The 11,882-nt window shown below is 41.2% G+C and carries 10 protein-coding genes; 4 read left to right on the forward strand and 6 right to left on the reverse strand.

Annotation, left to right across the window (positions count from 1 at the left end):
* Window positions 1-109: 109 nt before the first annotated feature.
* The 3 genes from FN809_RS12305 to gdhA form a co-directional block, all read right to left on the reverse strand.
* Window positions 110-1,135, reverse strand: a complete 1,026-nt coding sequence (locus tag FN809_RS12305; RefSeq protein WP_185957548.1) for an asparaginase — start codon at window positions 1,133-1,135, stop codon at window positions 110-112.
* Window positions 1,136-1,166: 31 nt separating this feature from the next.
* The gene (locus FN809_RS12310; RefSeq protein WP_142533832.1) at window positions 1,167-1,937 is read right to left on the reverse strand and encodes a TatD family hydrolase; all 771 of its coding nucleotides are present in this window, start codon (window positions 1,935-1,937) and stop codon (window positions 1,167-1,169) included.
* Window positions 1,938-2,071: 134 nt separating this feature from the next.
* Window positions 2,072-3,409, reverse strand: coding sequence for an NADP-specific glutamate dehydrogenase (gene gdhA / locus FN809_RS12315; protein WP_142533833.1), 1,338 nt, complete (start codon window positions 3,407-3,409; stop codon window positions 2,072-2,074).
* A 411-nt stretch (window positions 3,410-3,820) separates the two neighbouring features.
* Between gdhA and FN809_RS12320 the strand changes: the two genes are divergently transcribed.
* Entirely contained in the window at window positions 3,821-4,414 is a 594-nt protein-coding gene (locus FN809_RS12320) for a fibronectin type III-like domain-contianing protein (RefSeq protein WP_142533834.1), read from the forward strand.
* A 448-nt stretch (window positions 4,415-4,862) separates the two neighbouring features.
* Window positions 4,863-6,404 carry a carbon-nitrogen hydrolase family protein gene (locus tag FN809_RS12325; protein ID WP_142533835.1) on the forward strand — a complete coding sequence of 514 codons (1,542 nt, stop codon included), beginning with the start codon at window positions 4,863-4,865 and terminating at the stop codon, window positions 6,402-6,404.
* A 108-nt stretch (window positions 6,405-6,512) separates the two neighbouring features.
* Here the strand turns inward: FN809_RS12325 and def are convergent, their stop codons facing one another.
* The 3 genes from def to FN809_RS12340 all read right to left on the reverse strand — a co-directional run bounded on the left by def (window position 6,513) and on the right by FN809_RS12340 (window position 9,030).
* A complete protein-coding gene (gene def, locus FN809_RS12330; RefSeq protein WP_142533836.1) occupies window positions 6,513-7,064 on the reverse strand; it encodes a peptide deformylase in 552 nt (183 codons plus the stop codon).
* 15 nt (window positions 7,065-7,079) lie between these two features.
* The gene (gene ruvX / locus FN809_RS12335; RefSeq protein ID WP_142533837.1) at window positions 7,080-7,496 is read right to left on the reverse strand and encodes a Holliday junction resolvase RuvX; all 417 of its coding nucleotides are present in this window, start codon (window positions 7,494-7,496) and stop codon (window positions 7,080-7,082) included.
* Between the two features lie 109 nt (window positions 7,497-7,605).
* Window positions 7,606-9,030: an arylsulfatase gene (locus FN809_RS12340; protein WP_142533838.1), complete on the reverse strand. Its 1,425-nt coding sequence runs from the start codon at window positions 9,028-9,030 to the stop codon at window positions 7,606-7,608.
* Between the two features lie 300 nt (window positions 9,031-9,330).
* Between FN809_RS12340 and FN809_RS12345 the strand changes: the two genes are divergently transcribed.
* Together FN809_RS12345 and FN809_RS12350 are read left to right on the forward strand one after the other, a co-directional pair.
* Window positions 9,331-10,635 carry a M18 family aminopeptidase gene (locus FN809_RS12345; protein WP_142533839.1) on the forward strand — a complete coding sequence of 435 codons (1,305 nt, stop codon included), beginning with the start codon at window positions 9,331-9,333 and terminating at the stop codon, window positions 10,633-10,635.
* A 275-nt stretch (window positions 10,636-10,910) separates the two neighbouring features.
* Window positions 10,911-11,684, forward strand: coding sequence for an SDR family oxidoreductase (locus tag FN809_RS12350; RefSeq protein ID WP_142533840.1), 774 nt, complete (start codon window positions 10,911-10,913; stop codon window positions 11,682-11,684).
* Window positions 11,685-11,882 lie beyond the last annotated feature (198 nt).

Consider the following 11,882-nt stretch of genomic DNA (forward strand, 5'->3'; position numbering starts at 1 on the left):
GCATAGTTTAAATATCCCTATTTTTTTTAAGATATCAAACAAGTTAATAATAAAATTCTTAGATTTTTCAGGTGTGCAAAATACAAAAAAAACAGCAAATACAAACTGTTTACAGGTAGATTTCGCCTTTTAATGATTTATTTAATCCAATTTTAACCTCATCTATATTTAATGTATTACCTAATAAGTACATAAGTTTAGTGATTGCCGCCTCTGTTGTCATATCGCCACCATTGTACACACCCATCTCCATCAAATGTATACCCGTTTCGTATCTTCCCATGGCTACGCTCCCCGCCAAACACTGTGTTACATTTAAAATAATAAGGTCGTTTCGGAGTGCTTTTTCTATTAAACCCAAAAAATATTTGTCGGTAGGTGCGTTTCCCGAACCAAATGTTTCCAAAACCAAAGCTTTTAATCCGGGAGCTTGGAGAACCGCCTGTAGAAAGGTGCTGCTGATACCGGGAAAAATTTTTAATAAACCTACCCTATTGTCCATATTTTTAGCAACCGAAAAAGCGGCCTCGGGATCTACTTTATGAATATAGGGGTTGTTGTATTTTACATGAACCCCGGCTTCGGCCAGGGGAGGATAGTTGTCAGAGCGGAAAGCCCTGAAATGTTCTGCATTATATTTTGTTGTTCTATTGCCCCTGAAAAGCTTGTCTTGAAAAAAGATACACACCTCAGGCACTTTGGCCAATCCGTTTTCATACGTTGATGCGATATCCAGGGCAGTAATAAGGTTTTCTTTACCATCTGTACGGATAGTACTCAGGGGTAACTGACTACCGGTAAAAACCACAGGCTTACCCAGATGATGCAACATAAAACTTAATGCACTTGCCGTATAGGCCATGGTATCGGTACCGTGCAACACTACAAAGCCATCGTATTTTGGATAATTATCCTGAATAATGGTAGCTAACTTTATCCACACTTCCGGTTTCATGTCGGAGGAATCGATGATGGGGCTAAACGAAGTACTGTCCACATTAAAATCAAAACGTTTTATTTCCGGCACTTTTTCTTCAATCATCGAAAAATCAAAGGACACCAGCGAATTGGTATCCGGGTCGATAGCCATACCTATTGTACCACCTGTATATATTATAAGTACTTTTCGTTTCAAATGAATCCTCCCGTATTTTTTGACGACATTATTAGAGCTTAAATAGTTGCTTGGCGTTGTGGGTAGTTACCTTTTCTACCTTCATTTCGCTTGTTTTAAATAGCGCTGCTAATTTAGCTTTTATAAACTTAAGGTACGAAGGTTCGTTCCTCTTACCCCTATAAGGCACTGGGGTTAAGTAAGGTGCATCGGTCTCTAAAATCAAATGTTTTAAACCTTGCTTTTTAATTACTTCGCCTAAATTAGAATTTTTAAACGTAACAACACCGTTTATACCTAACTTAAAACAACCGTATGACAATGCTTTTTGGGCTTGATCGTCATTTCCCGAAAAACTATGAAACACTCCTGTAATACCGTCAAGATCAAAACCATCGAGTACCTGAAAAATTTCATCGAAGGAATCACGAACATGCATTACTACAGGAAGATTGTACTTTTGCGCCCAGGAAAGCTGGATTTTAAAAGCGTCAATCTGTTGGCTTAGAAATGTTTTATCCCAATATAAATCGATACCTACTTCACCTACGGCACAAAATTTACGCTTACTAAACCACAGCTCCATTGCTTTTAACTGCTCCATATAGTTTTCATCAACCGATGTTGGATGCAAGCCCATCATTGAAATACATTTTCCGGGATACTTATCTTCAATCTGTAACATCGGGATAACAGAGTCTACATCAATATTGGGCATTAGTAGGGTATCTACGCCTGAATCAAAAGCCCGCTGAATGACATCATCCCTATCCTTGCTAAATTGTGATGCGTAAATGTGCGTGTGCGTATCAATAATGGACATAAAGCATTAAGTTGTAATAAATGGCAAAAGTTACGCTATTGGGTAACCAATGTATGTATAAGTAGGTGTAAAAAAACCTTGGGATTGCAAAGCTGCCTCCCAAGGTTTTAATTTATAATTATTTTTTTCGATTGCTAAACAACTCCTTGAGCAATCATGGCATCCGCCACTTTTACAAAGCCACCAATATTGGCACCCTTTATATAATTCACCTTTCCGTTCATCTCTGTTCCATAACGTACACATTCGTTATGGATGCTGGTCATAATCTGGTTCAAACGGGCATCTACCTCTTCGGTGCTCCAGTTTAAACGCATACTGTTTTGTGTCATCTCCAGACCCGATACGGCCACACCACCTGCATTAACCGCTTTACCTGGTGCAAATGTAATTTTTTCCTCTGCCAAATAGGCGGCCTCAGCCGTACATCCCATATTACTAGCTTCTGCAATAAGCTGACATCCGTTTTCAATCAGCATTTTACAATCCGTTTCATTCAGCTCATTTTGGATAGCACACGGTATAGCAATATCTACCTTTTGCTCCCAGGGCTTCTTCCCGGCAAAAAATTCTACCCCAAATCGTTCGGCGTATGGTTGTATTACATCCTGATTGGAAGCACGAAGCTCTAACAGGTAATCGATTTTTTCGCCACTTACTCCTTCGGGATCATAAACGTAACCATCGGGGCCGGACAGGGTAACCACTTTACCGCCCAGCTCGCTGGCCTTTATGGCCGCACCCCAACAAACATTGCCAAAGCCCGATAATGCAATAGTTTTACCTTTTAACGAATCACCTTTCAGCTTCAACATTTCGCGAACAAAGTAAATTGCTCCAAAGCCTGTTGCCTGCGGACGGATTAAACTACCTCCGTACTCGCGTCCCTTACCGGTGAGCACACCGGTAAACTCGTTTCGTAACTTTTTATATTGTCCAAATAAATATCCTATCTCTCGCCCTCCAACACCTATGTCGCCTGCCGGCACATCCGTATTAGCACCAATATGCCGGAATAGTTCGCTCATAAAATTTTGACAAAACCGCATGATTTCATAATCCGATTTTCCTTTAGGATTAAAGTCTGAACCACCTTTACCTCCGCCCATAGGCAGACTCGTAAGGCTGTTTTTAAAGGTCTGCTCAAAACCCAGAAACTTAAGACCACTCAAGGTAACACTAGGGTGAAAACGGATACCGCCCTTGTAAGGTCCGATTGCGCTGTTAAACTCCACCCTATACCCCCGGTTCACCTGAACCTCTCCACTATCGTCAACCCAGGGAACCCTAAATATAATAACGCGCTCGGGCTCTGTCATCCGCTCCAGGATCTTCGCCTTTTGGTATTGCGGGTTTTCGCAATAAAAATCCCAAACCGTTTCAACCACCTCTTGAACAGCCTGTAAGAACTCATCCTCACCGGGATTTTTCATTTTAACAACATCTATAAACTGCTTAATTTTTGCATCCATGGCAATATGTTTAGTTTTGCGTTTGTTCTGAACCAAAATTATATATTTCGATATATCTAAAGCATGACTTGCGTCAGGATAAGCGGAAAAGTAAGGCCTATTAAAAAACATAATAAGATAAGCACACCCCAACTGTTGTTTTCATTGACAATACAGGCTTTTCAACTAACTTTCGACAATTTTAATACTTAAAATTAGAAACAGAAAGTTTTTTCAATTACAGTTAGAATAAATTATGCTACAATTATAATAACGACTGCGAACAACTCTATTGCTTTTATCGATAAAACCAATCTCTTAATAAAATCACAATGAACTCATTTAAAAGCGATTTAAGATATAAAGATGCTTCTTTATCCCCTGCGATACGAGCCAATAATTTACTCAAGCACATGACCCCTGGCAGAAAAAGTGACACAAACTATTTGTGTATGGGAAAGTAATGCCGATCAATTATTGGATGCGGAGGGAAAGTGGAATGCAAAAAAAGTGCTCTTTGGCGAATACAATCCGGGCGGAAAACTACCCATCTCGTTCCCCCGTTCGGTCGGGCACATCCCTGCCTATTACAACCATAAGCCTTTCGACAGAAGAGGTTACTTTAACGACGAGGTTACCCCACTCTATCCTTTTGGCTATGGTTTGAGCTACTCGCGATTTGAAATATCCGCTCTCCAACTATCGACTATTAAAACGTCAAAAGATAAAATTTTTAAAGTAACGGTAGATGTTAAAAATACCGGCAATGTAGCTGCGGATGAAGTGGTTCAATTATATATTCGGTACATGGTAAGCTCTGTAACCCTTCCTATTAAAGAACTAAAAGGATTTAGCAGGGTCTCGCTTGAGGCCGGAAGCAGTAAAACAATTGAATTTGAATTGACTCCCGATCACTTTGCCTTTTATAGTATCGACAAGAGTTTTGTTGTGGAACCGGGGAAGTTTAAAATTATGGTAGGAAACAGTGCTGCAAATTTAAAAGAAGCAGTGTTAGAGGTAGAATAATACAACATCAACCCTTAAGCGCGTATTTCGCAGGAGGCACGCTCTTTTGGTTTTGTCACCTAATACAAACGATACGGCTTTGCCAACCATAAATGGATAGTAAGGGCAAACCTACAAAGCAGCGTAACCATACAAGATAAAAGAATCAATAAAACACCACACCGCAGGCCTAGTCTGCCACAACCTTCCATTTTATTGGTGGTTATTACTACTACAAACAAACAGATAAGTTCATTAACCCAAGAATCCATTTCCTACCCATCTCTAAAAACAATGTAGCTGAGGTGCTGTTATTTTATCGAACCTTGCAGCAATATTACCGATGCTTATCTGTATTTTTGAGAGCATTAAAATAAGCTGTTAGTAAAATATTTAGCTTACACAACTAATAAAATCAGACCGACATGCGCTTAATAGGCGTTGCGGCATATCTGCAAATTAAAAAAAGATGGACGTACAAGGAATAGAAAATATTGAATTGGTATTTCTTAAAAATGAAGACTATCCCGAGGTGAAAAATGCCATGATAGAGGCATATCCAAACCTACCCGAATCGTATTGGCAGGAAAAACACATCAAATCCTTGATAAAAAAGTTTCCGGACGGGCAGGTAGCCATAAAAGTAGATGGAGTATTGGCCGGATGCGCACTGTCCATTATTGTAGATTATAGTAATTTTGATAACAAACACACCTACGCCGAGATAACGGGCAATTACACCTTCAACACCCATACCAATGATGGCGACATATTATATGGTATCGATGTTTTTATTCGTCCTAAATTTCGCGGCCTTCGATTGGGACGCCGCTTATACGATTACAGAAAAGAACTGTGCGAGCGCCTTAACCTGAAGGGCATTGTTTTTGGGGGCCGTATACCCAACTACCATAAATATTCCGACAAAATTACACCCCGTCAGTACATTGATAAAGTGCGAAACAAAGAGATACACGATCCGGTGCTGAACTTTCAAATGTCGAACGATTTTCATCCATCGAGGATAATGCGTGGTTATTTGGAGGGTGATAAAGACTCGAAAGAGTTTGCCGTATTGCTCAGATGGTACAATGTATATTACGAAAAAACATCGACCAAAGCCGCCAAAAACAAAACCATTGTACGTTTAGGATTGATACAGTGGCAAATGCGCCTGTATAAAGATTTTGACGAAATGATGCAGCAAGTAGAGTATTTTGTCGATGCCGTATCCGGATACCGTTCAGATTTTGCACTATTCCCTGAATTCTTTAATGCACCTTTAATGTCGGAATACAATCACCTCTCAGAGCCTGAAGCCATACGCCGCCTGGCAGAATATACTGAGGAGATAGTTAATCGTTTTTCTGAGTTAGCTATCACTTACAACATCAACATTATTACCGGCAGCATGCCCGAGGTGGTGCACAACAGTTTGTATAATGTGGGTTATCTGTGCAAGCGCGACGGCGGAATTGAACGCTTTGAAAAGCTGCATGTAACACCCGACGAGAAAAAGGTGTGGGGTTTGCAGGGCGGTTCACAGATTCATACTTTTGATACTGATTGCGGTAAGATTGGCATATTAATATGCTACGATGTGGAATTCCCCGAACTGAGCCGCCTGCTGGCCGACCAGGGTATGAACATATTGTTCGTGCCTTTTTTAACGGACACACAAAACGGCTATTCAAGGGTGCGCCATTGTGCCCAATCAAGAGCCATCGAAAACGAGTGTTACGTAGCCATCGCCGGCAGTGTTGGTAACTTGCCCAAAGTACACAACATGGACATTCAGTATGCCCAGTCCATGGTATTTACACCGTGCGATTTTTCCTTTCCCACAAATGGAGTAAAGGCAGAAGCTACCCCCAACACCGAAATGATATTGATAGCTGATGTAGACATAGATTTGCTACGCGAATTAAATCATAGCGGTGGCGTGCGAAACTTAAGGGACAGAAGAACCGACATTTATACCCTGACTAACAACAGTACAATTGAAAACTAAATAATACTAACGCAAAAGCCCCTGTAGGCAATGCAAACAGGGGCTTTTGTTATTATTCTATCTATGTTTTAAATTGTGTTTTGTAACCGTTTAAAATTATCGGAACGGTTACGCCGTTTTTATCCGGTAGCGCACATCTACTTTGCCCTTTGAAATGGCATTTAACTTACCTTTAAGCAAGCGCTTTTTTAAGGGCGACAAGTGATCAATAAAGAGTTTACCTTCCACGTGGTCGTACTCATGCTGAACTACCCTGGCAGCAAAGCCATCAAGCTCTTCCTCAACCAACTCAAAGTTTTCGTTTTCGTACTCCACCGTTATTTTTTTTGGTCTTTTTACCTCCTCACGTATGCCGGGCAAGCTCAAACAACCTTCAGACTCTATGCACTGATCCTCACCATGCTCTGTAATAATCGGATTTATCAACACGCGCTTAAAGCCTTCCAACTCAGGAAACTCATCCGAAAGTGGATCCCCATCAATTACGATCAGGCGAATGTTTTTTCCGATTTGGGGAGCTGCCAGACCTATTCCGTCCGAATCGTACATGGTTTCCCACATGGCTTCTATCAGCTGTTCTAAACCTTCATAATTCTCGTCTATTTCGTCCGACATCTTTCGTAAAACAGGATGTCCATATACAACTACCGGTAATGCCATATTATTTTTTCTTAATCATCTACAATGTTGTTCTAAGTACGACTGCAATATAATGGTAGCACTAATTTTATCAACTAATCCTTTATTTTGACGGGCCTTTTTTTTAAGACCTCCGTCAATCATAGTCTGAAATGCTATTTTTGAGGTATATCGCTCATCTACCCATTGAACGGGTATATGGGGGAATTTGTTTTTTAATCGATTAAAAAAAGGTTTGATAAAGCGCATCGAATCAGAGTCCAACCCTGATGCTTGTTTGGGATAACCTAATAAAATTAAATCGACCTGTTCCTGTGCACAATACTTTTCCAGATATTCTATCAAGGTATGTGAAGGCACAGTGTCCAACCCGCTTGCAATAATCCGTAAAGGGTCGGTAACAGCCAGCCCTGTCCTTTTTTGTCCGTAATCAATCGCTAAAATCCTACCCACTAATAAAATTTAAAAAGCACAAAAGTAGTTGTTTTTGTTGGAAGTAAAAAAGCCGTGCCGATAATCGCAATGCGATTATCGGACTGCTTAATGAATATTTATAAATGTTTTAAAATTTAAATAAGGGTGATTCTACGTGTGCTTCCTTCATTATGTCCACGATTTTATCAACAATATCGGGATGATTAGCCGCCACATTGTTTTCCTCCCCCAAATCCTCATTTAAATTATACAGCTCAATCGGTGCATCCGGATTTTTGGAAATATCGTACTGTACAGCTTTCCACTGCCCCATGCGCACTGCTTTACGGCCACCTACAGCCGCAAACTCCCAATACAGATAGTTATGTTCCTTTTGAGTTCCGTGTCCTGTTAAGCTTGGTAACATAGAAATACCGTCAATGTTGTCGGGATGCTCCATGCCAAGCAGGTCGGTAAAAGTAGGTAGCATATCCCAAAAGGCCGAAATATGATCGGATGTGGTGCCCGGCTTTATCTGACCCGGCCAACTGGCCACAAAAGGAACACGAATACCACCTTCGTACAAATCACGTTTATAGCCTCTAAGCGGCCCGTTGCTGTTAAAATAATCCGGCTGAGCACCACCCTCCTTGTGTGGTCCGTTGTCGGAAGTAAATATGATCAGTGTGTTATTGGTCAGTCCCAGCTCATTTACTTTCGCCACAATTTCGCCCACCTGGGTATCCAATAAATCAATCATGGCTGCAAACGCTGCATGCGATTCGGGCTGCGATCCGTATGCTCCTTTTCTAAAACCTTCACCACTATCCACCCCTTTGTACTGATGTTCCGGATCAAATTTACCACGATATTTAGCCATATACTCTTCGGGTGCAAACAACTCGGCATGAGGTATGATGGTAGGAACATATAAAAAGAAAGGTTTATCCTTGTTATCGTCTATAAACTCTAAAGTTTTTTCGTGAATAAGATTAGGTGCATAAACTCCCTCTTTATTGCCTGCATTGGCTTCAAGCACAAGACTGTCCTGATTCGATCGTAAAAAATAAGGATAATAGTGATGTCCTAACCTTTGACAGTTGTATCCAAAAAACACATCAAAGCCCTGGTTATTAGGATCGCCCTCCGAACCGGGATACCCCAGCCCCCATTTTCCGAAAGCACCCGTTGCATAACCCGCCTTTTTCATCAGCTCGGCTATTGTTACCGCTTCTTCTTTCAAAGGATGCTGTCCTTCGGGTTGGTATTCGCGGTTACCACGGATGTAGGTGCGCCCGGTATGCTGCCCGGTCATAAGTGCCGATCTGGAGGGTGCACATACTGTGCTCCCCGAATAATGCTGGGTAAAGCGAATACCGCTCTCGGCCAGCTTGTCTATATTGGGTGTAGAAAACTTACTTTGTCCATAACAGCTCAAATCGCCATATCCTAAATCATCCGCTAATATATAAATGATATTGGGTTTTGGGCTATTCTCCGTATCCCTCTCCCCTGTTCTGCATGAAGCAAGCCCAATCAATATAAAAAGCGATAATAATAAATTTCTTGTCATCAGTTTGTCCTTTTTAGTTTTAATTTATGCACCTGAAATGAATTCCCAGGAATCCAACAGACAAAAGTAAACATTTTTGTTATGCTTTCCTTTTTTAAGAAAATGAATAATTTTGAGATTTATAATGTTTGACTCATGTATAACTAACCAACACCAATGCCGCGGATATGTCGGTACAATTTCTTGCGCAGCATGGCGCATATTTTTACAACTGCGGTATACCCTTACCAACAAATCTCATACATTTGTGTTAGTTGATTTATACCCAAATTCATTAAATTGCATCCAAAATTTTACGATATGAACAATGAAACCGCATTCGCACAAGAATTGATAGATTTTATTTACCAAAGCCCCTCCCCCTATCAGGTAGTTAGCAACATTAAATCAGCGCTTTTAAAAAACGGATTTGAGGAACTGAGCCTCACCGAAACATGGAAAATAGCTAAGGGTAAAAAATACTTTGTCACCAAGAACGATTCGGCAATATTTGCCATCACTATAGGCAACAAAGCAATGCCTCAAACTGGCATAAAAATGATTTGTGCACACAGCGACTCACCGGGTTTTAAGATAAAACCACAACCCGAAATGTTAGTCAGTAACCACTTACTAAAACTTAACACCGAAGTGTACGGTGGACCTATATTAATGACCTGGCTGGACCGTCCGCTTTCCATTGCCGGCAGAGTAAGCTTAAAAAGCAACGATCCGTTGCACCCCACTTCTGCTTTTGTTAATTTCGATCGTCCCTTGCTCATCATCCCTAACCTGGCTATCCATTTAAACCGCGCTATAAATGACGGTATCGCTTTGAACCGTCAAAAGGATATGCTTCCTTTAATGGGTATTGTGAACGATACTTTTGAAAAAAATAATTTTCTATTGAGCCTACTATCCAAAGAGTTAGATATAAAACAGGAGGATATCATCGACTTTGACCTTACGCTTTACGAATTTGAGAAGGGCTGTATAATGGGTATGAACAACGAAATGATCAGTTCGCCTAAACTCGATGACCTGGCCATGACGCATGCAGGTTTAGAAGCATTATTGGAATCAAACAACAACGAAACCACACAAATGCTATGCATCTTCGACAATGAAGAGGTGGGCAGTGTTAGCAAGCAGGGTGCCGGATCGCCGGTTCTGAATAATATTCTGCAGCGCATCAACTTTGCACTAGGCAATAATGCCGACGATTTTTACAAAACGATTTACAACTCGTTTATGATATCCGCCGACATGGCTCATGCCATTCATCCCAACCTGATTGAAAAGCACGATCCGGTTTTACAGCCTACCATAAACGGTGGCCCGGTAATTAAGATTAACGCCAAACAAAAATATACCACCGATGGCGATTCCAGTGCCGTGTTCGAAACCATATGTAAAAAAGCCGGTGTGCCCTTCCAAAAATTTGTAAACCGATCGGATATGGAGGGAGGCTCAACATTAGGCAATGTATCAACCAGCCAAATAGATATGCGTACTGTGGACATTGGCAACCCGATGCTGGCCATGCACTCGGTGCGTGAACTCGGAGGCGTATTGGATCATGCCTATGCAAAAAAAGCATTTGTTACTTTTTATAATTTAAAATAAAGCTGGTAAATGCGATGAGTGAAGGAGATAAATGGAAAGCAATACAGGGGAATGCGGAGAGTGGGAAATGAATAGCGGATAGCACAAAGCGGAAATCCTAAAAAATCATAGCCACTCACGCGCACTTCTGTTGACAGATACAACAGGCTTGTAAAGCAAAAAAACGAGGGAGTCTCCAACCAAAACGAACATAAGTGCTGAGTATAACTATATCTTAAATAAATAGTTGTATCTTTTATGTCATTTACTTACAGCATTATCCGTAAAAAAACACCATGAACCTTAATATACGTAACTGCACTTTTTTGGTAACCGGCGTAACCAGTGGTTTTGGCAAAGCTACTGCCGAACATCTGATGGCCGGGGGTGCCAAAATAATTGGCGTGGCGCGCACCCAATCCAATTTGAACAGAATGACCAAGCTGCATAAAGAAAAAATGATTCCTTTTTGCGGCGATATAACCGAGATAGACAACGTAGTAAAAGTGGCCAAAATAGCGATGGAAAGCGATATATCGGGTGCTTTTATTAATGCCGGCGGACCTCCTGCCATGCAGTTTGAGGAAACCGAACTCGATGATTGGGACAATGCGTACCACCAACTACTGCGCTGGAAAGTGGCACTTACCAGGGCACTACTCCCCCATTTTAAAACAAAACAGTACGGACGCATCGTTTATTTAGAAAGCGCCTCGATAAAACAACCCATCGACAATTTGGTACTGAGCACAGCGTTGCGCCTATCTGTGGTGGGTATGATGAAAACCGTGTCGCAAGAGTTGTCGGGCCAAGGCATCACCTTTAACATGATTGCACCGGGATCGCATGATACACCGGCCATCGACCGTTTGATACAAAAACAGGCCGATCTGCAAAAAATTAGCTTTCAGGAATCCAAAGCTATCTTCTTAGACAAACAACCCTCAAAAAACATGGGAAAACCGGAGGGAGCGGGATCACTGGCCGCCTGGCTGCTTTCGCCACTTTCAGAATTTGTAAACGGGCAGGTATATGCCATCGAGGGTGGCACTATTAAAGGAACGCTTTAGAATAACAAACAATTATATTTTTCATAAGCCTGAGACACTATGAAACCATAGGGTATAGAAGCTACTGCCTAAACAAGGCGTAACGATATTTTATCCAGATATGGTGGTTTCGTTGCTTTTTGTTACTTTTGCGCCCTTATTTAAAAAGTAGGCACCTTACGGTGTAAACCTGTGGGCAATCCTACTAACAAAAAGCTA

This window comes from Saccharicrinis carchari (genome assembly GCF_900182605.1).
Lineage (GTDB): Bacteria > Bacteroidota > Bacteroidia > Bacteroidales > Marinilabiliaceae > Saccharicrinis > Saccharicrinis carchari.